Consider the following 21,721-nt stretch of genomic DNA (forward strand, 5'->3'; position numbering starts at 1 on the left):
GCATCATACCGTTTTCATGCGTTCCACGGCCATCAGAATGCGTTCGGGTGTCGCCGGCGCGTCGAGTTTCGGGCAGACCCTGTAGTCGGCGACGCTGGCGACGGCCATCGACAGCGCCTCCAGGACGGAGATCGCCAGCATGAAAGGCGGCTCGCCGACGGCCTTCGAGCGGCCGATGGTCGGCTCGGCGTTTACGGACCATTCCGCCAGTTTGACGTCGAATATCTTCGGCCGGTCGGAGGCGAGCGGGATCTTGTAGGTCGACGGCGCATGCGTGCGCAGCCGTCCCTTGCCGTCCCACCAGAGTTCCTCCGTCGTCAGCCAGCCCATGCCCTGCACGAAGGCGCCTTCCACCTGGCCGATGTCGATCGCCGGATTGAGCGACTTGCCGACATCGTGCAGGATATCGGTGCGCTCCATCATGTATTCGCCGGTCAGCGTGTCGATCGAGACCTCGGAGCAGGCCGCGCCATAGGCGAAGTAGTAGAAGGGCTGGCCCTTGCCGCTGGCGCGGTCCCAGTGGATGTTCGGCGTCTTGTAGAAGCCGGCGGCGGACAGCTGGACGCGGTCGAAATAGGCCTGGCGGATGAGATCGGGGAAGGGGACCTCTTCCTTGTCGCCGATCTTCACCCGGTTTGGCAGGAACTCGACGTCTGCCATCTTCACCTTCCACTTCTTGGCGGCGAAGCGGACCAGGCGGTCCTTGATCTGGTTGGCGGCGTCAAGAGCGGCCATGCCGTTGAGGTCGGTGCCGGAAGACGCGGCCGTCGCCGAGGTGTTCGGCACCTTGCCTGTCGTCGTCGCGGTGATCTTCACCTTGTCGATGTCGACCTGGAAGGCGTCGGCGAGCACCTGGGCAACCTTGGTGTAAAGGCCCTGGCCCATTTCCGTGCCGCCATGGTTCAGGTGGATCGACCCGTCCTGATAGACATGCACCAGCGCGCCGGCCTGGTTGAAGGCCGTCATGGTGAAGGAGATGCCGAACTTGACCGGAGTCAGCGCGATGCCCTTGCGGATGACGCGGCTCGTGCGGTTGAAATCGACGATCGCCTGCCGGCGGGCCTGATAGTCGGAGGAGGCTTCCAGTTCGTCGACGATGCGGTCGATGATGTTGTCCTCGACCGCCTGGTGATAGGGCGTCAGGACCCGGTCGGAGCCCTTCTGGCCATAAAAATTCTTGCGGCGGATCTCGAGCGGGTCCTTGCCGAGCGCATAGGCGATCTCCTCGATGACCCGCTCGCCGCCGACCATGCCCTGCGGACCGCCGAAGCCGCGATAGGCGGTGTTGGAGACCGTGTGGGTCTTGAGCGGTTGCGATTTCAGCAACACATGCGGATAGAAATAGCTGGAATCGGCATGGAAGAGGGCGCGATCGGTGACCGGGCCGGAGAGATCGGCCGAATAGCCGCAGCGGGCGGCGAAGTTCGCCTTGACGGCATGGATGGCGCCGTCGTCGTCGAAGCCGACCTCGTAGTCGACGCGGAAATCGTGGCGCTTGCCGGTCGCGGTCATGTCCTCGTCGCGGTCGGGGCGGAATTTCACGGCGCGCTTCAGCTTCTTGGCCGCAATGGCGGCGAGCGCCGCGAACTGGTTGCCCTGAGTCTCCTTGCCGCCGAAGCCGCCGCCCATGCGCCTCGTGTTGACCGTGATCGCGTGGGACGGAACGTCGAGGACGTGGCCGACGATGTGCTGGATTTCACTCGGATGCTGGGTGGAGGCCCAGATGGTGACCTCGTCGTCCTCGCCGGGGATCGCCATGGAAATATGGCTTTCCAGGTAGAAATGCTCCTGGCCGCCGATCCGCATGGTGCCGGAGAGCGTGCGCGGCGCGTTCTTCATCTCAGTCTCGGCGTCGCCGCGCTTCAGCGTCATGGCGGTGACGACCGTCGGCGCGTTGTTGGCCAGTGCGCCGTCGATGTCGGTCCAGAAGGGCAGGTCCTCGTACTCGATCTTCGCCTTGGTCGCGGCGCGCCGGGCGGCCTCGCGGGTTTCGCCAATGACGGCGAAGATCGGCTGGCCGTGGAACTGGACTTCCGTTTCGGCGAGCAGCGGTTCGTCGTGCAGTCCGGCGGACGAGACGTCGTTGACGCCGGGTACGTCCTTGCCGGTCAGCACGCAGACTACGCCGGGCGACGCTTCCACTTCTGAAAGGTCCATCGACAGGATCTTTGCATGCGCCCGCGTGGAGAGGCCGAGCGCGCCATGCAGGAGGTTTGCCGGTTCCGGCATGTCGTCGATGTAATCGGCGGTGCCGCTGACATGCTTGTGGGCCGAATCGTGCTTCAGGACCTGGTGCATCGGGCCGCTGATCGTGCTCTTGGGTTCGAAGGTTCTCTTGTCCATGTCCGTCTTCCTCACTCAGCAGCCTCGAAACGCACCAGTTCCTGTCGGTCGCCGGTCGTTTCCAGGTAGAAGCGGGTCAAAAGGTTCTTCGCGGTCAGCTGGCGGTATCCGGCGCTGGCGCGCCAGTCTGTCAGCGGCTGGAAATCGCTGTCGAAGGCGTCACGCGCGGCTTCGATTGTCTCCTCGCTCCAGGGCTGGCCGATGAGCGCGGTTTCGACGGCCCGGGCGCGCTTCGGCGTGCCGGCCATGCCGCCGAAGGCGATGCGGATGTCGGCGACCGTGCTCATGTCGTCGAGCGTCAGGCTGAAGGCGCCGCAGAGCGCCGAGATGTCCTCGTCGCGGCGCTTGGAAATCTTGTAGACGGCGAAGCGGCTTGCTGCCGGCGGGCGCGGAATGAAAATGCTGTCGACGATCTCGTCGGCGGCGCGGTCCTGTTTGCCATATTCGATGAAGAAGTCTTCGAGCGGGATCGACCGGCGGCCGCGCACGGAGCGCAGCGTCACGGTCGCGCCGAGCGCGATCAGAGGCGGCGGCGTGTCGCCGATCGGCGAGCCGTTGGCGATGTTGCCGCCGATCGTGCCCATGTTGCGCACCTGCTCGCCGCCGATGCGGTCGAGGAGGGGGGCGAGCGCCGGGATTTCGGCGGCAAGCGTCTTGAAGGCCTGGCTGTAGGTGACGCCGGCGCCGATGAAGACCCCGGTCTCGTCAGCGCGAACGATCTGCAGGTCGGTCAGGTGATTGATGAAGACGACGGGGTTCAGTTCCCGCATCTGCTTGGTGACCCAGAGACCGACATCGGTGGAGCCGGCGACGATGGTCGCTTCCGGATGCGCCGCAAGGATTTCGAGGAGCTTTTCGACCGAGCCCGGAACGAGCAGCCTGCCGTCCTCGGTCGTGATGTCGATCGTTGCATCGCTGCGCATGGACCAGAGCTTGGCGGCAACTTCCGTGCGGAATTTCTCAACCGGGTCGAACAGCGTGCTCGGCCGCGCCACCGATACCTGTTCGGCGGCCTTCACGATCGGCTCATAGCCGGTGCAGCGACAGAGATTGCCCTGCAGCGCCTTCTCGATATCGGCGCGCGACGGCGCGCTGTTCGACAGCCAGAGCCCGTAGAGCGACATGACGATGCCCGGCGTGCAGAAACCGCATTGCGAGCCATGCGTGTCGACCATGGCCTGCTGGACCGGGTGCAACTTGCCGTCTTTCGCAGCCAGATGCTCGACCGTGACGACGTGAGTCGCGTTCAGCGATCCCAGAAAACGGATGCAGGCATTGACGCCTTCATAACGTAACGCGCCGTCGACCAGGCGGCCGACGAGGACCGTGCAGGCGCCGCAATCTCCTTCCGCACATCCCTCCTTCGTCCCGGTCAGCCGGCGTTTCAGCCGAAGATAATCGAGAAGCGTTTCCGTCGGACGGACGGACGAAAGAGAAACGACTTCATCATTCAAGAAGAAGCGGATCGAATCTGCCATGAGTTGCCTTTTGTCCAATTAGTAAACAAAAGGCCACTCTTTGCCTATTTCGGCTTTCCGTCAATGGTTGCAGTGCAACGGAAACTATTTCGCCGTCCAACCGCCATCCATGGAGATGTGCGTGCCGGTGATCTGCTTGGCGTCGTCGCTGGCAAGGTATAGCGCAAGGGCGGCGATCTGCTCGACGGTGACGAATTCCTTCGTCGGCTGGGCTTCGAGGATGACTTCCTTCTTCACCTGTTCTTCCGTCATGTTGCGGGCCTTCGCCGTATCCGGGATCTGCGCTTCGACGAGCGGTGTCAGCACGTAGCCGGGGCAGATGGCATTGACCGTCACGCCGTGTTCGGCAAGTTCCAGCGCGACCGTCTTGGTGAGGCCCAGAATGCCGTGCTTGGCGGCGACATAGGCCGACTTGAAGGGGGAGGCGACGAGGCCGTGGGCAGACGCGATGTTGATGATCCGGCCCTTGCCCTTCTTCTTCATGCCCGGAACCGCGGCGCGGATCGTGTGGAAGGAGGAGGACAGGTTGATGGCGATGATCATGTTCCACTTCTCGATCGGGAATTCCTCGACCGGAGAGACATGCTGGATGCCGGCATTGTTGACCAGGACGTCGATGCCGCCGAAGGTCTTCTCGGCCGTGGCGATCATGTCGGCAATCTCTTCCGGCTTGGTCATGTCGGCGGCGTGATAGAGCACCTTGCCGCTGCCGGCGTCCTCGAGTTCCTTCTTCTTCGCCTCGATGTCTTCCGGCTTGCCGAAGCCGTTCATCACGATGTTGGCGCCCTTTCCGGCAAAGCCCTTGGCGATGCCGAAACCGATACCGCTGGTCGACCCAGTGACGACGACAGTGATTGCCATGATAGAACTCCCTGTGAATGAGTTTGTGTTCTGCTGCAATGCAGTATCTAGGGCAGGTTATTGACATCAGGGAGAGCTGGCAATTGAGATTTCCGGCGGGGGTGACGCGATGCCGCGGCTGCGGTGCATTTGCGTTTTGTTTTCGTTTGACATTCGTTTTGGGCTGATATTGAAGTGAAACAAAAGCATGACTTCTGGGAGGACGGCATGGGCAGCTATATTCTCGCCATCGATCAGGGCACGACATCGAGCCGGGCGATCATCTTCGACGGTGACATGAAGGTCGTGGCGATCGCGCAGGAGGAGTTCACCCAGTTCTTCCCGGATTCCGGATGGGTCGAGCATGATCCGGAAGAGATCTGGCAGTCTGTCGTCTCGACCATCAAGGGCGCCATCAAGAAGGCCGGGATATCGGCCTCCGACATCGCGGCGATCGGGATCACCAACCAGCGCGAAACGACGGTCGTCTGGGAGCGCAAGAGCGGCAAGGCGATCCACAAGGCGATCGTCTGGCAGGACCGCCGCACCGCCTCCTTCTGCGAAACGCTGAAGAAGCAGGAACACGAAAAGACCTTCACGCAGAAGACCGGGTTGCTGCTCGATCCCTATTTCTCCGGAACCAAGGTTGCCTGGCTTCTGGATCACGTCGAAGGCGCGCGAGAGAAGGCGGAGAAGGGCGAGCTCTGCTTCGGCACGATCGACGCCTTCCTGATCTGGCGGCTGACCGGCGGCAAGTCCTTCGTCACCGACGCGACCAACGCGTCGCGCACGCTCATCTACAATATCCGCGAAAACGAGTGGGACGCGGACCTGCTCGACATCCTGAACATTCCGGCGGCAATGCTGCCGGAGGTGAAGGACTGCGCCGCCGACTTCGGGATGACGGAGCCCGATCTGTTCGGCGCGCCGATCCCGATCCTTGGTGTTGCCGGCGACCAGCAGGCGGCCACCATCGGCCAAGCCTGCTTCAAGCCCGGCATGATGAAGTCGACCTATGGCACGGGCTGCTTTGCGCTTTTGAACACCGGCACCGATCTCGTCCATTCGAAGAACCGGCTCTTGACCACGATCGCCTATCGGATGAATGGAGAGACCACCTATGCGCTGGAAGGCTCGATCTTCATCGCCGGGGCTGCGGTGCAATGGCTGCGCGATGGGCTGATGATCATCGACAACGCCGCTGAATCCGGCGTTCTGGCCGCCAATGCCGACCCGTCGCAGGACGTCTATCTCGTGCCGGCCTTTACCGGGCTCGGTGCGCCTTATTGGGACGCGGAAGCGCGGGGCGCGATCTACGGCATGACCCGCAACACCGGGCCGGCCGAATTCTGCAAGGCGGCGCTTGAGGCGGTTTGCTTCCAGACCGGCGACCTGCTCGATGCGATGAAGAAGGACTGGACAAGTGCGGAAGGCGACACGGTGCTGCGCGTCGATGGCGGGATGGTTGCTTCCGACTGGACCATGCAGCGCCTTTCCGACCTGATCGATGCGCCCGTCGATCGTCCGACGATCCTTGAGACGACGGCGCTCGGCGCCGCCTGGCTCGCCGGATCGCGGGTCGGCGTCTGGCCGGATATGGACGGCTTTGCCGCCAGCTGGGCGCGTGACCGCCGTTTCGAACCGCAGATGGATGCTGAAACACGGAAAGCGCGGCTGAAAGGCTGGAAGCGGGCGGTTGAGCGGACGCTGAGCTGATCTTGTTTCGATTTACGGCCGGCACCAAATGTAGTAACGTTGCTACAAAGGAGATGCCGCCGTGACGATCATGACCAGCCGGGAATTCAACCAGAATACCAGCGGCGCCAAGAAGGCAGCCGAAAAGGAACCCGTGTTCATCACCGACCGCGGCCGGCCGGCGCATGTGCTGTTGTCGATCGAGGAGTACGAACGCCTTGCGGGGCTCCGGAAGCAGAATCTGGCGGAGCTTCTTTCCATGCCGGAAGATGACGATATCGATTTCGATCCGCCCAAACTCGGCGATTTGGGAATTCGTCCAGCTGAATTCGACTGATGTATCTTCTCGACACGAACATCGTTTCGGAACTGCGGAAGTTTCGTAGCGGCCGGGCCGACAAGAGTGTCGTGGCATGGATTGGCGGTCGCGACCCACGACAATCTTTCATATCCGCCATAACACTTCTCGAGCTCGAATATGGCGCGCTTTTGATGGAGCGGCGCGACGCCCGTCAAGGCGAGGGACTGAGACGCTGGCTCGAAGAAACCGTCGTCAGCGTGTTCAACGCCAGAATACTTCCCGTAGACGAGCAGGTCGCCCGCATCTGTGCGGGACTGCACATACCCGATCGCAAACCAGAGCGTGATGCCCTGATAGGAGCGACCGCCATTGCTGCGGGCTTCACCTTGGTCACCCGCAATGTCCGCGATTTTGAGGGTATGCCCCTGAATTTGATCAACCCCTGGGAAGTGGCGGCCGAATAGGCGACTGTTTTCGCGTGGAGGACAGTCTGTCTTCGCGGCTGCCCTTGGCCTCGTTTCGTCGCCGGCCTATGTCATTTGTCAAAACCGAAAGGAACGATCATGGAACTTGGCCTTTACACATTTGCCGATGTTGACCCGAATGCGCCGAACAAGGGGGAGGCCGCGGCAAGGCGGGCCGACGAGCTGATCGCCGAAATCGAGCTCGCCGACAAGGTGGGGCTCGACGTCTTCGGTCTCGGTGAGCATCACCGCCCGGACTACATGGCCTCCAGCCCGGCGACATTGCTTGCGGCGGCGGCGGTGAAGACCAAGAACATCCGCCTGACCAGCGCGGTCTCCGTCCTGAGTTCCGACGATCCGGTGCGCGTGTTCCAGCAGTTCGCGACCGTCGATCTCCTGTCGAAGGGCAGGGCGGAAATCATGGCCGGGCGTGGTTCCTTCATCGAATCCTTCCCGCTGTTCGGCTACGATCTCGACGATTACGACAAGCTGTTCGACGAGAAGCTTGGCCTGCTCTTGAAGCTGCGCGAAGGCGAGCGGGTGACGTGGTCGGGCGAGACGCGGGCGCCGATCAGCGACCTGCCGGTCTATCCGCGGCCGCTGCAGGATCCGTTGCCGCTGTGGGTCGCCGTCGGCGGCACGCCGAACTCCGTGGCGCGCGCTGCCTATTTCGGCCTGCCGCTGGCGCTCGCCATCATCGGTGGCGAGCCGCGCCGCTTTGCGCCCCTGTTCCAGCTTTACCGCGAGACGGCGCGCAAGGTCGGGCACGATCCGGACAAGCTGGCGACGTCCATCAACGTCCATGGCTTCGTCTGGGATACGACCGAGGAAGCGGCCGACATCTTCTACGAGCCGCAGGCGGAGGTAATGAACCGGATCGGCCGCGAACGCGGGTTCTCGGCCATGACGCGCAGCCATTTCGACATGCAGCGCGGACCACACGGCGCGATCTTCGTCGGCAGCCCGGAAGAGATGGCGGAGAAGATCGTCGCGCATCACCGCATCTTCCGCAATGACCGCTTCCTGTTGCAGATGGCGATCGGCCTGATGCCGCATGAAAAGCTCATGCACGCCATCGAACTCTTCGGCACAAAGGTCGCGCCTCTGGTCAGAAAAGCATTGACGGATGAGAAAAAGATGGAGAAAGCGGCAGAATAACACCGCCACCTGAACCAGCATTGCAAGCAACCGGACGGAGCCCATGGTCATTTCTTCAGACGACGAACTTCAAAAGCTGAAGGATATCGGCCGGATTTGTGGTATTGCCCTGAAGGACATGGGCGAGGCTCTCGAACCGGGCATCACGACGGCGGAACTCGACGCCATCGGCCGCAAGATCCTGGAGGACAACGGCGCGCAATCGGCCCCGGAGTTCTGCTACAAGTTCCCCGGCGCCACCTGCATTTCCGTCAATGAAGAAGTGGCGCACGGCATTCCGGGCGCGCGCGTCATCCAGGCCGGTGATCTCGTCAACATCGACGTGTCGGCCGTCAAGGATGGTTTCTTCGGCGATACGGGCGCGTCCTATGCGGTGCCGCCGGTCGCCAAGCGGACCGAAAGGCTCTGCCGCGACGGCAAGCGCGCGCTGTTCATCGGCCTGCAGCAGGTGAAAGCCGGTGCGCCGCTCGCCAATATCGGCAATGCCATCGGGCGTTTCGCCAGCAGAAACCGCTATACGCTCATCCGCAATCTCGCCAGCCACGGCGTCGGGCGCTCTCTGCATGAGGAGCCCGCCGAGCTTTCCACCTGGCCGGATGCGTCCGAGCGGCGCGTCGCCGAAGACGGACTGGTCTTTACCGTCGAGCCGTTTCTTTCGCTCGGAGCGCAGTGGGCTGATGACGGTGAGGCGGACGAGTGGACGCTCTATTCCGATCCGCGGGCGCTGACCGTGCAGTACGAGCACACCGTCGTTGCCACCAAGAACGGCCCCTTGATCCTGACGCTGCCGGATTGATCAGCGGGTCACCGATCAAATTTTTTGTCCGATCGTGCAGCATTCTGCGTTTGTGCAGCGCGGGAGGCGATGCCATAACGCTCGCATGCTAATGAAGCCCGCTTCCGAATCCGCCATTTTTGCCGGCTTGTCCGGAGCGATCGTCATGGCCGCGGCGATGGGATTCGGTCGCTTCGTCTACACCCCCATCCTGCCGGGCATGATGGCCGGCGCGGGGCTTTCCGCGGGTGATGCGGGCATCATCGCTTCCGCCAATTTCGTAGGATATCTCGCAGGCGCCATCCTCGCCTCGCTTGGCTGGGCCTCCGGGCGCGAGCGGCAGGTGGCGCTCTGGTCGCTGGCTGCCAACGCCGTCCTGCTCGTTTTGATGGCCTGCATTTCCAATCTCTTCCTTTTCTCCATCGTCCGCTTCGGTGCCGGCATCGCCAGCGCCTTCATCATGATCTTCGCGACATCGCTGATCCTTGCCCGCTTTCCTGGCGACGTGCGCGTGCAAGCGCTGCATTTCGGCGGCGTCGGCTTCGGCATCGCGCTGTCCTCGCTCATGGTTTTCGCCATGAAGCCGATCGATTTCGGCATTGCGCAGTGGCGGGCGGAGTGGGTTGTGGCCGGCGCGCTGTGTGTCGTGGCCTTCGTGGTCGGCGTCATCTTCATCCCGCGGCCGGACCGGCATCGCGGCAAGACGCCAGCCGAGCCGCATCTGAAATGGAACGGCGAGGGGATCCGGATGATCGTCTCCTACGGCCTGTTCGGCTTTGGGTACATCATCACCGCCACCTTCCTCGTCACCATTGCGCGCATGGGCGGCGGCGGGGCGGCGGCCGAATTTCTCTGCTGGTTCGCCACCGGCCTGGCCGTCATGGCGTCGATGTTTCTCTGGCCGTTCTATGCGAAAAGAAACGGTCTTCGGCGGACCTACATCACCGGGATCGCGCTGGAAGCGGTGGGCGTCGTCGCGTCCGTACTGGTGCCGGGACTTGCCGGTCTCATGATCGGCGGCATCTTTCTCGGCGCGACCTTCATCATGATCACCGCCTACGGCCTGCAGCTTAGCCGGACGCTCTGGCATGAAAGTCCGCGCCGGGCGATCGGTCTCATGACGGCGGCCTTTGGACTGGGCCAGATCGTCGGTCCTGTCGTTGCCGGCTATGCGGCGTCGCTGACGGGAAGCTTCACCATGGCGAGCCTCATGGCTGCGGCGATGCTGATGATCGCCTTTTGCGTGATGACGCTAGGTGCCAAGCCCCGGTAACGGCGCAATTTCCCTGATTACAATTGTGTCATCTTGGCTGCCCGCCATTGCCGCGTTTTGCGTTCTGGCCTAGGTTCCCCGCAAATCAATCCTGCTCGCATGCGAGACATACGACAAGGGAGCCGCATAGCTTGTTCCTCTCATTCTTCCCCAAGCCGAAGCCATTCTTCATTTCCGCCGTCGTCTGGTCGCTGCTCTGCATCGGCTTATGGTATGCCGGCGCCGACAGATGGGGGGAATACATTGGACTGGCAAGCACAATGCCCGACAGCGAACTGCCGATCGGGATCTCGCGCTTCTGGGCGCCGTCTTTTCTCTGGTTCTACATCTACTACTTCTTCGTGGTCCTGCTGTTCGGCGCCGCATGGCGGATGATCAGCCCGCATCCGTGGCAGGGCTGGTCGCTCTGGGGCAGCGCACTGATCATCTTCAACACCTATTTCAGCGTCCAGGTCAGCGTCGCCTTCAACGCCTGGTACGGCCCCTACTACGACCTTATCCAGAAGGCGCTTTCGACGCCGGGCGCCGTCACCGCAAGCGAGCTTTATCTCGGCATGCTCGGTGTCGCCGGCATCGCCTTCGTGGCGATCACCATCGGCGTTCTCAATCGCTTCTTCGTCAGCCACTGGATCTTCCGCTGGCGCACCGCGATGAACGGATACTACATGGCCAACTGGGGACGGCTGCGCCATATCGAAGGCGCCTCCCAGCGTGTGCAGGAAGATACGATGCGCTTCTCCTCGACCGTCGAGGGGCTGGGCGTCAGCCTGATCGGCTCCGTCATGACGCTGATCGCCTTCCTTCCCGTTCTCTTCACGCTCAGCAAGGACATCACCGAACTGCCGATCGTCGGGCATATTCCCTATGCGCTCGTCTGGGCGGCGATCTTCTGGTCGGTCTTTGGCACGTTCTTCCTGGCCATCGTCGGCATCAAGCTGCCGGGGCTCGAATTCAAGAACCAGCGTGTGGAAGCGGCCTACCGCAAGGAACTGGTCTATGGTGAGGACGACGGTGCCCGCGCCGAGCCGCTGACGGTCCGCGAACTCTACGACAACGTCCGGAAGAACTATTTCCGGCTTTATTTCCACTACCTGTATTTCAACGTCGCCCGCATCTTCTACCTGCAGGCCGACAACATCTTCTCCCTGCTGGTCCTGGTGCCGTCGATCGTCGCGGGCAAGCTGACGCTGGGCCTGATGACGCAGATCAACAACGTCTTCGACCAGGTGCGCGGATCATTCCAGTATCTCGTCAATTCCTGGACGACGATCGTCGACCTGCTGTCTATCTACAAGCGCCTGCGTTCCTTCGAGGCGGCGATCTACGACGAGCCGCTTCCGCAGATCGATCAGAACTACATGGCCAACCCGGTCGAAGATTGAGGTTAAGGAACGGCCGCGGCCATCGCCGCGGATCGTTCGTCAGTTCCGCGGCTGCGTCCACTTCTTGTGCGCGCGCCAGAAGACGGTGGAATCCGCATAGCCGAGGGTTTCGGCTATGCGGGATTTCTTCACGGAGGCGTCGAGCTGCTTGGCAGTCAAGATGCGCCGATGCTCTTCGATCATTGCGCGAAGTGATGTTCCTTCGTCAGACAGACGGCGCTGCAATGTCCGCTGCGAGATGCCAAGCTCGTCGGCGATCGTCGCCAGCGTTATGCGCTTGTGACCGAGGTATATCTCTATGAGCGACTGCACCTTGTCGTGGACCGATGCCGGTTCCTGATCCCTGTCGAGCAAATCCACGATATGGCGTTCAAGGACGCTGGTGAGTGCCGCGTCTTCTGCCCGGTACAGCCTCTCTCCGTCGCTTCTTTCGAATATGATGCGATTGCTCGATTGGCCGAATTTCAGGGGCGCGCGAAAAATGCGCTCGAGCACGGCGATGCTCCGTGGCTGTCCGTGCTCGAAATGGACTTCGAGCGGCCGCCAGCTGCGGCTGAAGCAGGTGCGGACCATCTGGCACGAGGCGGAGAGCGAAAACTCGCTGTCCTGGCGACGGGGCCAGAGCGTTTCATCGGCGAGCCTGTAACTCCAGACGAGATTGTTGTCATACTCGTAAAGTCCGCTTGTCGTGGCTCCCTGGAGTGAGTGGACGAACCGGGAGATGCGTTGAAAGGCGGCCTTGATGGTCGGCGATATCGAGAAGAGCACACCGGTCGGGCCGATGTCGCCGGCCTTGAACAGAAGGCCCATCCGGGCGCCGAGGCATTCGTCGCCGGTGATCCTCGCGCTATCCTCGAACAGGGCGACATAGCGGGACATGGGAACCGCGGCGTAGGGATCGTTCAACTGCGACCGCAAAATGCCGTGAGTGGCCAGCAGAATGTCACCTTTTCCCGTCGATCTGTCGATTTGTTGAACCAGGGGGATGAGAACGGAGGCGCGGATTGATGCAATTCCAGACACTGGCCTGCCTCCTTTCTGTGCAATTGATGCAAACGCTGTCCTGGTGAGCTGCAATGGCGCGATATATCGAATAATTGGCATGCCTTGCACTATTTGGGCCAGTTGAGCGGCAATAGGCTTCCCCCCATCGCCACAAGAGGGGATCTTCCAATGACTATTGAGACAAGCATGCAGGCGACGCCCCAGGTGCGCCTGGCTCGTAATTCCGTGGGAATCGCCCATATCGTTTTCTTCGTCGTCGCTGCCGCTGCGCCGCTTACCGCAGTGGTCGGCGCCACACCGCCCGCGTTTGCCTTCGGCAATGGCGCCGGTGTCCCGGGTGCATTCGTGCTTGCCGGGTTGCTCTATCTGGTGTTCTCGGTCGGGTTCACGGCGATGAGCCGTCACGTCGGCGGCGCGGGGGCTTTCTATACCTATATCACGCATGGCATCGGCAAGCCGGCCGGCGTTGCCGGGGCCTTCATGGCGCTGCTGACCTACAGCGCCGTGCAGATCGCCGTCTACGGGCTCTTGGGGTTGTTCACGGAGGGAGCCGTCGCCGGTGTCGGCCTTGATCTGCCCTGGTGGGTCTGGTCGTTTGCATTCCTGGTCGTTGTGCACTTTTCAGGGCAGCGCAACATTGCGTTCTCGGGAACCATCCTCGGGGTGTGCATGCTCGCCGAGATTGCCATCCTGCTGTTGCTCGACATCGGCATCGTTGCCGGCGGCGGAGGTCCCGAGGGCATCGGGTTCTCCTCCTTCGCGCCATCTTCGGTATTCGCGCCGGGCCTCGGCGTCTCCCTGGTCTTCGTCATCGGCTCCTTCATCGGCTTCGAAGCGACCGCGATCTTCGGAGAAGAGGCGGAGAAGCCGGAGAAGACCATTCCGCTCGCCACCTATGTTTCCGTGTTGCTGATCGCCGTCTTCTATGCGTTCTCGACCTGGGCGATCACCCAGTATTACGGGCCGTCAAAGGTTCAGGAAGTCGCCGGTAACGCGCTTGAGACCTTCTATTTCGATGCCGCCGGCACGGTGCTTGGCGCATGGGCCGCCCAGACGATGAATATTCTGCTGATCACCAGCCTGTTCGCCTGCGTCCTGTCCTTCCACAATACGCTGAACCGCTACTTCTTCGCTCTCGGACGCGAGGGCATCGCGTTCAGCGTGCTCGGCAAGGTCCACGTCGTCCATGGTTCTCCGTATGTCGCCGGCATGCTTCAGTCCTCCATCGCTGCCATCATTCTGGCGGCGTTCGCGATCGCCGGGCAGGATCCATTCACGGTAGTGTTCTCCTACATGTCAGCGCTTGCGGTCATCGGCATTCTGGCGGTCCAGGCCCTCGTCTGTGTCGCAATCCTGCTGTTCTTCAAGAAGGATAATAAGGGATATGGACGCTGGAAGACGGTGATTGCGCCCGCATTGGCACTGATTGGCCTGGCCGGAGCCCTCGTCCTTGTGATCTCCAATCTGGAATTGCTGGCCGGCACGTCCAATTTGATCGTCAACTCCTTCCCGGTCCTGGTGGTGCTTTGCGGCCTCGCCGGCATCGCCTTCGCGCTCGCCATCAAGAAGTCGAGCCCGGAGCGCTACGCCGCGCTCGGAAAGGTGTTCGAAGCATGAGCTCGCTTCTCGCCTGGGAACCATCCGACCGGCTGATCAGGCTGATGTATGCCGGTTTGTTCATCGCAACGCTTGCCGTGGCTGCCGAGGCGCATGCCTTTTGCCGGATCTACTGCATCCACGGAGACGAGATGATGACGTTCGTCGATGACGTCTGCTCCAGCCGCTCGGCACCCTGACGCAACCAGCACGAGGCGGCGCGCGAGGAACGCGCCGCCACCCCGTTCTCTCAAGAGGAAATTAACATGGACGCGACCGTCAAGTCCCAGCATCCGCTCGACCTCCTGACCGCCGAAGAGATCATTCAGGCCGTCTCAATCCTGAAATCGGAAAAGGCGCTGGCCGCTTCGGTGCGCTTTCCGATCATCCGGCTCGAGGAGCCGGACAAGGCCGACCTTGCCGCCTACCGATCCGGCGCGCGACCGGCGCGCCTGGCCTTCATTCTGAGCCTCGATGTCGCCACCGGCGATACGTGCGAGACGATTATCGACCTCACCGCCGGTCAGATAAAGTCGCACGAACGGCTGCCGCTTGACGAAGCGCCGTACGGCCAGCCGCCAGTCATGCTGTGCGAGTTCGAAACGGTCGAAGGGATCGTCAAGAGCGATCCCCGCTGGATTGCTGCGGTCAAGAAGCGCGGCATCACCGATGAAGACATCCCGCTCGTCCAGATCGATCCCTTCTCGTCCGGTTACTTCGGGCGTGAATTCGAGAAGGGGGCACGAATTGTCCGCGCCGTGTCCTACTGGCGCGGCGATGTCCGCGACAACGGCTACGCGCATCCGATCGAAGGGGTGGTCGCGGTTGTGGACCTTGTAAAGCAGAAGGTGGTCGATCTGGTGGACGACGACAAGATCGTCCCGGTGCCGAAAAAGAAGCGCAACTACGGTCGCGAAAACTTTCCGACGACCCGGCAGGATCTGAAGCCGCTCGACATCGTGCAGCCGCAAGGCGCGAGCTTCTCCGTGGATGGCTGGAAGGTGACCTGGCAGAACTGGTCATTCCGTGTCGGTTTCACGCCCCGTGAGGGCCTCGTCCTTCATGAACTGTCCATCAAGGATGGAGACCGCGTGCGTCCGATCATATTCCGCGCATCGGTGACGGAAATGGTCGTTCCCTATGCGGACCCCACGGCCAATCACTACTGGAAGAGCGCCTTCGACGCCGGCGAGTACGGTCTCGGGCGGCTTGCCAACTGCCTGGAGCTCGGCTGCGACTGCCTCGGCCATATCCATTATTTCGATGTGCCCGCCGCAGACGATTTCGGCCAGCCGTTTGTCATGAAGAATGCCATCTGCATGCATGAGGAGGACTACGGCATCCTCTGGAAGCACTACGAATTCCGCAACGACATCTATGAGGTCCGGCGCTCGCGGCGGCTGGTGATCTCGTTCTTCGCGACAGTCGGCAATTATGACTACGGATTTTACTGGTATCTCTACCAGGACGGGACGATCCAGCTCGAGGCCAAGCTGACCGGCATCATCCAGACGGCGGCCATCGCATCCGGCGAGACCTATCCCTGGGGCGGGATGGTGGATGACAATCTTGGCGGTCCGACGCACCAGCACTTCTTCAATGCGCGCCTGCATATGGACGTCGATGGTGGTGGCAATACGGTCACCGAACACGAATTTGCTCCGCGTCCGTGGGGGGACGACAATCCCTACGGAAACGTCTTCGATACGAAGACGCGGGTCCTGAAGCGCGAGCTGGACAGTCCCTCAAACGCCAATGGCGAGACCGGCCGCTACTGGAAAGTGCAGAACCCCAACGTCTCCAACAGCGTCGGCAAGGCGCCGGGCTACAAGATGATTGTGATGCCTTCTCCGACGATGCTCGCACAGCCGGAGTCCACCGTCTCGCAACGCGGCGGCTTCGCGCGCAAGCATATTTGGGTCACGGCCTACGATCCGAAGGAAAAATATGCCAGCGGCGACTATCCCAACGTCCATGCCGGCGGCGATGGATTGCCGAAATATGTGCAGCGTAACCGTCCGATCGAGAACGAGGACATCGTGCTCTGGCACTCGTTCGGTCACACGCATGTCTGCAAGCCGGAGGATTTTCCGATCATGCCGGTGGAATATGCAGGCTTCACCCTGAAGCCGAACGGCTTCTTCGCGTCCAACATCGGCATGGACCTGCCGCCGGAAAAGAACGCGCACAGCAAGGATAACCGCAACGCTGATTGCTGCTCTGCGCCGGCGGAGCCGTCGGGATGCTGCAAATCTTCCTGAGCGAAGACCGGGCACGCCTGCCGGCTCTGCGGCAGGCGTGTTCACCGATGGTCGCTGCGTCCGGCAACCGTTCCCTGGTTGGCATCAGCCGGCGGCGTGGCCGTCCTTTTCCTTCTTCAGGATATCCATGGCCTCGGGGTAGGTGACGCAGGCGACGTCGTCCTTGTGGCAGACTTCCTTCAGAAGCCGGTCCAGCGCGCGCCAGTAGGCGCCGTCGTTCATTTCGACGAAGTGGAAGCCGAGCTGCAGCGGAACACGGTCGCCGTCATATTGCCGGTCGAACGCGGACTTGAAGGCTTCATAGGCACGCTCCTCGAACTGAGGCGCGTCGCGCTTGTCCTCCTTGGCGTCGGAATGGCGGACATAGAGATTGTAGTCCATGCCGATGATGCGCCGGTCCCTTAGGCCTTCCGGAATGGTCGGCAGGCCGAAACGGGTCAGTTTTCCGTCAACGACAGGCATTGCAGGGCCGCGGGTCACCAGGCTCGCGTCGAACAGGTAGCCCGCTTCCTTCTCTGCCTTCGGGAGTGCGTCGTTGACCGCGAGATAGGGCGCGCGGAAGCCGCGAATGTCCTTGGTCACGAAGTCGTCCCAGCCCTCCGGCGCGGTCTTGCCGATGCCGTCCCAGGCGGACAGCAGCGTCTGGCGGAACGTGCCGAATTCTTCAAGCCAGTCGGCCTTGCTCCATTTCGAACCGTCGAAATGGCCGCAGCCGTGGCTGGCGATCTCGTGGCCTTCCAGGTGGGCGTTCCAGACATTGTCCAGCCGTGCGGCTATGTCGGCATTGTCGGGTGCGAAACCGACATTCGACCGGCCGCGCCTTTCGCCCGGCGCCTGGTAGGCGTGCGCCATCTCCTTCGTCATGTAAAAGGTGCAGGACAGGAAGTAGGTGAAATGCGCGCCGCTGTCCTTCGCCATCTGCCGGCTCTTCTGCCACAGCGCGTTGTCATGCGCACCGTCGAAGGAGATGATGACCAGCTGTTTCTGCGGCTCCTTCGCGATCGCCGTGGAGGCAAGAAGGCAGGTAAACAGCAATGAAAGGCGAACAGAATGACGCATGCATGTCCTTCAATGTTGATTTCGCGGGCCAATCCTGAATAAACCTGTGGCGCGCGGGTTGCCGCTGCTTCATGCAGGCGTTTCGTGGCGAAAAAACGATTAAACACAGGTTTTGGGGATCGGACATATGGCGCTTCTGGCGGTCAGCATCTTGCTTTTTCTCGCGGTCCATCTGGTCCGCGTCGTCGCGCCCGGCCTGCGCCGGTCGGCCATCTCCGCGCTCGGAAGGCCGGTCTGGATCACGTTCCATTCGGTGCTGAGCATTGCGACTCTGGCGCTGCTGGTCTGGACCTTCGCCGAGGCGCGGGCGGTGACCGGCATGCTCTACAATCCGCCGGCCTGGATGTCGCATATCACGCTGACCCTGATGCTGATTGCCTGCGTCTGTCTGGCGGCGTCCGCGCTGCCGGCAGGCTACATCCGCACCAAGACGAAGTTTCCGCTGCTTGTGGCGATCAAGATCTGGGCGTTCTCGCACCTGCTTGCCAATGGCGAGACTTCGTCGGTGATGCTGTTCGGCGCCTTCCTGATCTGGGCCGTGGTGCTGCGCATTTCGCTGAAGAAGCGGGTGGCGTCCGGCGAGGTCGTGGCGCGGCCTTTCGTGTCCAGCCGCTACGACATTTTCGCCGTTGCGCTCGGCATTCTGATCTGGGCGGCGATCGTCTTCGATCTGCATGAGACCCTGATCGGCGTCAGCCCTCTGGTCGCCATGTAAACCTTGGCTGTCAAGAAAACACGGACTGCCCCCTTACAATACTAGCAAAATCGGGTAGAAGGCCCGGATAACAAAGGCTGGCGGAGAACGCGGCCGCGGAGACACGCATGGTACACAACGACGACAGTTTTATCCGTGAGGTAAACGAAGAGCTGCGCTCGGATCAGATGAGAGCCGTCTGGAGACGCTTCGGTCGGATCATTGTTGCGCTCGCCGTTCTGGTCGTTGTGGGAACTGCTGCGTACCGTGGTTACGAATATTGGGCTGACTCCCGGGCTTCCCGGTCGGGCGACCAGTTCCTTGCGGCGCTGCAGTTGGCCGACCAGGACAAGCTGGACGAAGCCAAGAAGGCACTGGCCGATCTCGAAGCCAACGGCTCCGGCTCCTATCCGATCCTGTCGAAGATGCGTGCGGCCTCTCTGATGGCACAGCAGGGCGACAAGAAGGGTGCGATCGACGCGTTTACGGCGATCGGCAACGATGACGCCGTTCCGGAAGCCATCCGTAGCGCGGCAAAGCTGCGCGCCGGCTGGCTGCTCGTCGAAACCGGCACCTATGACCAGGTGTCTGGCGAAGTCGAGGTTCTGGCGGTTGCCGGAAATGCCTTCCGTCATTCCGCTCGCGAACTTCTCGGCCTCGCCGCGTTCAAGGCCGGCGATTACGGCAAGGCCAAGGAATGGTTCGACGCGATCGAAAACGACAACGAAACTCCGGCAAACGTCGCCAACCGGGCAAAGATGCTGCTCGGCGTGATCGCTGCCTCCGGCAAGGTGGCGCAAGGCTGATATGAGCTTCACCGTCGCCATCGTCGGCCGTCCGAACGTCGGCAAGTCCACCCTTTTCAACCGGCTTGTCGGCAAGAAGCTGGCGCTGGTGGACGACACGCCAGGTGTTACCCGCGACCGTCGACCGGGCGAGGCGAAGCTCATCGACCTGCGTTTCCGCATCATCGATACGGCCGGTCTCGAAGAGGCCGGCGCCGACACGCTGCAGGGCCGCATGCGCGCCCAGACCGAGATTGCCATCGATGAGGCCGACCTGACGCTGTTTCTGGTTGACGCGAAGATGGGCCTGACGCCGGTCGACCAGGAGCTCGCCGGCATGCTGAGAAAGCGTGGCCGGCCCGTGGTGCTGGTCGCCAACAAGGCCGAGGCGCGCGGTTCCGACGGCGGCTTCTACGACGCCTTCACGCTCGGCCTTGGGGAACCGTGCCCGATCTCCGCCGAACATGGCGAGGGCATGTGGGACCTGCGCGACGCGATCATCGCCGCGATCGGCGAAGAGAAGGCCTTCCCTAAGGAAGAGGAAGAGGCAGTCACCGATATCGACCTGCCGATCAGCGACGACGTCGATGATGACGACGAAGAGCCGCTCTATGACGACAGCAAACCGCTTCGCGTGGCGATTGTCGGTCGTCCGAATGCCGGCAAGTCGACGCTCATCAATCGCTTCCTCGGCGAGGACCGTCTTTTGACCGGACCCGAGGCCGGCATTACCCGCGACAGCATTTCCGTCGAGTGGGACTGGCGCGGCCGGATGATCAAGATGTTCGACACCGCCGGCATGCGCCGCAAGGCGAGGGTCACCGAGAAGCTGGAAAAGCTTTCCGTCGCCGACACGCTGCGTGCCATCCGCTTTGCCGAGCTGGTCGTCATTTTGTTCGATGCGACGATCCCGTTTGAGAAGCAGGATCTGCACATCGTCGATCTCGTGCTGCGCGAAGGACGTGCCGCCGTGCTCGCCTTCAACAAGTGGGACCTGATCGAGGACCGGCAGGCCGTGCTCGCCGAGCTGCGCGAAAAGACCGACCGGCTGCTGCCTCAGGCGCGCGGTATCCGTGCCGTACCGATTTCCGGCGAGACGGGGCAGGGTCTCGACAAGCTGATGCAGGCGGTGACCGATACCGACCGGGTGTGGAACAAGCGCGTGTCGACGGCCAAGCTCAACCGCTGGCTCGACACCCAGCAGGTCCAGCATCCGCCACCGGCCGTTTCCGGCCGCCGGATCAAGCTGAAATACATGACGCAGGTGAAGACTCGTCCGCCGGCCTTCATGATCTCGTCGACGCGCGCCGACGCGCTGCCGGAATCCTATGTGCGCTACCTGACCAACGGCCTGCGCAAGGATTTCGACATGCCGGGCGTGCCGATCCGCATCCATTTCCGCACTGCCGACAATCCGTTCGAAAAGAAGAAGCGCAAGAACCGCTGATCGATCGGATTTTGTCGGTGCATCAATGGGATGCCGGTATTTCCTGCGTGATTGATTCCGCGCTCTGGCGGCGCCGGAACAGGCCGAAGCGCCGTGATGGCGGGATGCCATTCGCCTTGAAAACATTGTCTAGGAATTGCCGTGTCGCTGCCTCCCAGGTGAAGGTCTCGGAGTGGGCGTGGGCGTCTTCGCCCTTCAACGGCAGGGCTTCGAGGCAGGCCTGACGCAGGTCGTCGTTGAGTGCCCCGGCCTTCGGGTCCCCGCCGATGATATCGATCGGCCCCATGACCGGATAGGCCGCCACGGGCACCCCGCTTGCCAGCGCTTCGAGGATGGTGTTGCCGAACGTATCGGTCTTCGACGGAAAGACGAAGACGTCGGCCTCGGCATAGGCCGCCGCAAGCTCCTCGCCAAACTTCACGCCGGTGAAATGGACGTCCGGATAGTGCGCTTTCAGCTTTTCCAGATCCGGTCCGTCGCCGACGACGACCTTGGAGCCCGGAAGCTCGAGATCCAGGAAGGCCGGCAGGTTCTTCTCGATCGCCACGCGGCCGACGGTCATGAAGATCGGGCGCGGCAGGCCGAAAGGCCGCTCCTGCTTTTCGCGAGGATGGAAGAGGACACCGTCAATACCGCGGCTCCAGCGCATCAGGTTCTTGAAACCATGCGCGGCCAGGTCGTTCTCGAGGCTTTGTGTCGCCACCATGCAGCCCGAGCCGGCATTGTGGAAGCGGCGCATGATGCCGTAGAGCAGCGTCAGGGGGACGGGAAAGCGGGCGGCGACATATTCGGGAAAGCGGGTGTGGTAGCTCGTGGAGAAGGGCATGCCCTTGCGCCGGCACCAGGCGCGGGCGGCATAGCCAAGCGGGCCTTCGGTGGCGATGTGGACGAAGGCGGGCTGGGCTGCCTCGATCTTCTTGCCGACGGAGCGCGCGCTGCAGAGTGACAGGCGGATTTCCGGATAGGACGGGCAGGGGAAGGAGCGGAAGAGCTGCGGCGTGATCATCACCGTCTCGAAGCCCATCTTGTCGAGCTCTTGCGATGTCATCTCGATCGAGCGGACGACGCCGTTGACCTGAGGATGCCAGGCATCGGAGACAATGATGATTCGTGTCATTCCACAGTCACACCCGTGCTTGCCGAGGCCGGGCTGGCTCCAGCACGC

Annotated in this window: 19 protein-coding genes; 13 read left to right on the top strand and 6 right to left on the bottom strand. The window is 62.1% G+C overall.

Annotated elements, in window-relative coordinates:
- Positions 1-3: 3 nt before the first annotated feature.
- The 3 genes from xdhB to ACU5AY_RS04160 form a co-directional block, all read right to left on the bottom strand.
- Complete coding sequence (gene xdhB, locus ACU5AY_RS04150; RefSeq protein ID WP_446828117.1) at positions 4-2,343, bottom strand: xanthine dehydrogenase molybdopterin binding subunit; 2,340 nt, start codon at positions 2,341-2,343, stop codon at positions 4-6.
- Between the two features lie 11 nt (positions 2,344-2,354).
- The gene (gene xdhA / locus ACU5AY_RS04155) at positions 2,355-3,821 is read right to left on the bottom strand and encodes a xanthine dehydrogenase small subunit (RefSeq protein ID WP_446828118.1); all 1,467 of its coding nucleotides are present in this window, start codon (positions 3,819-3,821) and stop codon (positions 2,355-2,357) included.
- 84 nt (positions 3,822-3,905) lie between these two features.
- A complete protein-coding gene (locus tag ACU5AY_RS04160) occupies positions 3,906-4,682 on the bottom strand; it encodes a 3-hydroxybutyrate dehydrogenase (protein WP_446828119.1) in 777 nt (258 codons plus the stop codon).
- A 207-nt stretch (positions 4,683-4,889) separates the two neighbouring features.
- Between ACU5AY_RS04160 and glpK the strand changes: the two genes are divergently transcribed.
- From glpK to sbmA, 7 genes are all read left to right on the top strand, one after another.
- Positions 4,890-6,377: a glycerol kinase GlpK gene (gene glpK, locus ACU5AY_RS04165; protein WP_446828120.1), complete on the top strand. Its 1,488-nt coding sequence runs from the start codon at positions 4,890-4,892 to the stop codon at positions 6,375-6,377.
- Between the two features lie 70 nt (positions 6,378-6,447).
- Positions 6,448-6,693: a type II toxin-antitoxin system prevent-host-death family antitoxin gene (locus ACU5AY_RS04170; RefSeq protein WP_261931880.1), complete on the top strand. Its 246-nt coding sequence runs from the start codon at positions 6,448-6,450 to the stop codon at positions 6,691-6,693.
- On the top strand, positions 6,690-7,121 hold the full coding sequence (locus ACU5AY_RS04175) for a PIN domain-containing protein (RefSeq protein WP_446826034.1): 432 nt from the start codon (positions 6,690-6,692) through the stop codon (positions 7,119-7,121). The genes ACU5AY_RS04170 and ACU5AY_RS04175 overlap by 4 nt, the downstream gene beginning before the upstream one ends.
- Positions 7,122-7,220: 99 nt before the next feature.
- On the top strand, positions 7,221-8,279 hold the full coding sequence (locus ACU5AY_RS04180; protein ID WP_446828121.1) for an LLM class flavin-dependent oxidoreductase: 1,059 nt from the start codon (positions 7,221-7,223) through the stop codon (positions 8,277-8,279).
- 43 nt (positions 8,280-8,322) lie between these two features.
- Positions 8,323-9,075 carry a type I methionyl aminopeptidase gene (map, locus tag ACU5AY_RS04185; RefSeq protein ID WP_446823527.1) on the top strand — a complete coding sequence of 251 codons (753 nt, stop codon included), beginning with the start codon at positions 8,323-8,325 and terminating at the stop codon, positions 9,073-9,075.
- A gap of 145 nt (positions 9,076-9,220) precedes the next feature.
- On the top strand, positions 9,221-10,327 hold the full coding sequence (locus tag ACU5AY_RS04190; RefSeq protein WP_446828122.1) for a YbfB/YjiJ family MFS transporter: 1,107 nt from the start codon (positions 9,221-9,223) through the stop codon (positions 10,325-10,327).
- Between the two features lie 131 nt (positions 10,328-10,458).
- Positions 10,459-11,709: a peptide antibiotic transporter SbmA gene (gene sbmA, locus ACU5AY_RS04195; RefSeq protein WP_446828123.1), complete on the top strand. Its 1,251-nt coding sequence runs from the start codon at positions 10,459-10,461 to the stop codon at positions 11,707-11,709.
- A 39-nt stretch (positions 11,710-11,748) separates the two neighbouring features.
- Here sbmA and ACU5AY_RS04200 read toward each other — a convergent pair whose 3' ends face one another.
- Positions 11,749-12,615: an AraC family transcriptional regulator ligand-binding domain-containing protein gene (locus ACU5AY_RS04200; RefSeq protein ID WP_446828124.1), complete on the bottom strand. Its 867-nt coding sequence runs from the start codon at positions 12,613-12,615 to the stop codon at positions 11,749-11,751.
- A gap of 267 nt (positions 12,616-12,882) precedes the next feature.
- Here ACU5AY_RS04200 and ACU5AY_RS04205 point away from each other — a divergent pair, with 267 nt between their 5' ends.
- From ACU5AY_RS04205 to ACU5AY_RS04215, 3 genes are all read left to right on the top strand, one after another.
- Positions 12,883-14,331 (top strand): APC family permease, encoded by a 1,449-nt coding sequence (locus tag ACU5AY_RS04205; RefSeq protein WP_446828125.1) that lies wholly within the window; start codon positions 12,883-12,885, stop codon positions 14,329-14,331.
- Positions 14,328-14,510, top strand: a complete 183-nt coding sequence (locus ACU5AY_RS04210; protein WP_446828126.1) for a hypothetical protein — start codon at positions 14,328-14,330, stop codon at positions 14,508-14,510. The genes ACU5AY_RS04205 and ACU5AY_RS04210 overlap by 4 nt, the downstream gene beginning before the upstream one ends.
- 66 nt (positions 14,511-14,576) lie before the next feature.
- Positions 14,577-16,571 carry a primary-amine oxidase gene (locus ACU5AY_RS04215; RefSeq protein WP_446828127.1) on the top strand — a complete coding sequence of 665 codons (1,995 nt, stop codon included), beginning with the start codon at positions 14,577-14,579 and terminating at the stop codon, positions 16,569-16,571.
- Between the two features lie 84 nt (positions 16,572-16,655).
- Here the strand turns inward: ACU5AY_RS04215 and ACU5AY_RS04220 are convergent, their stop codons facing one another.
- Entirely contained in the window at positions 16,656-17,630 is a 975-nt protein-coding gene (locus tag ACU5AY_RS04220; RefSeq protein ID WP_446828128.1) for a polysaccharide deacetylase, read from the bottom strand.
- A 127-nt stretch (positions 17,631-17,757) separates the two neighbouring features.
- Here ACU5AY_RS04220 and ACU5AY_RS04225 point away from each other — a divergent pair, with 127 nt between their 5' ends.
- The 3 genes from ACU5AY_RS04225 (at position 17,758) to der (ending at position 20,556) form a co-directional block, all read left to right on the top strand.
- Positions 17,758-18,345 carry an NnrU family protein gene (locus tag ACU5AY_RS04225; RefSeq protein WP_446828129.1) on the top strand — a complete coding sequence of 196 codons (588 nt, stop codon included), beginning with the start codon at positions 17,758-17,760 and terminating at the stop codon, positions 18,343-18,345.
- Positions 18,346-18,452: 107 nt separating this feature from the next.
- The gene (locus ACU5AY_RS04230; RefSeq protein ID WP_446828130.1) at positions 18,453-19,130 is read left to right on the top strand and encodes a tetratricopeptide repeat protein; all 678 of its coding nucleotides are present in this window, start codon (positions 18,453-18,455) and stop codon (positions 19,128-19,130) included.
- Position 19,131: 1 nt separating this feature from the next.
- Positions 19,132-20,556, top strand: a complete 1,425-nt coding sequence (gene der, locus ACU5AY_RS04235) for a ribosome biogenesis GTPase Der (RefSeq protein WP_446828131.1) — start codon at positions 19,132-19,134, stop codon at positions 20,554-20,556.
- Positions 20,557-20,578: 22 nt separating this feature from the next.
- Here the strand turns inward: der and ACU5AY_RS04240 are convergent, their stop codons facing one another.
- Positions 20,579-21,673 (bottom strand): glycosyltransferase family 4 protein, encoded by a 1,095-nt coding sequence (locus tag ACU5AY_RS04240; RefSeq protein WP_446828132.1) that lies wholly within the window; start codon positions 21,671-21,673, stop codon positions 20,579-20,581.
- Positions 21,674-21,721: the final 48 nt, after the last annotated feature.

The organism is Rhizobium sp. PAMB 3174 (genome assembly GCF_052908375.1).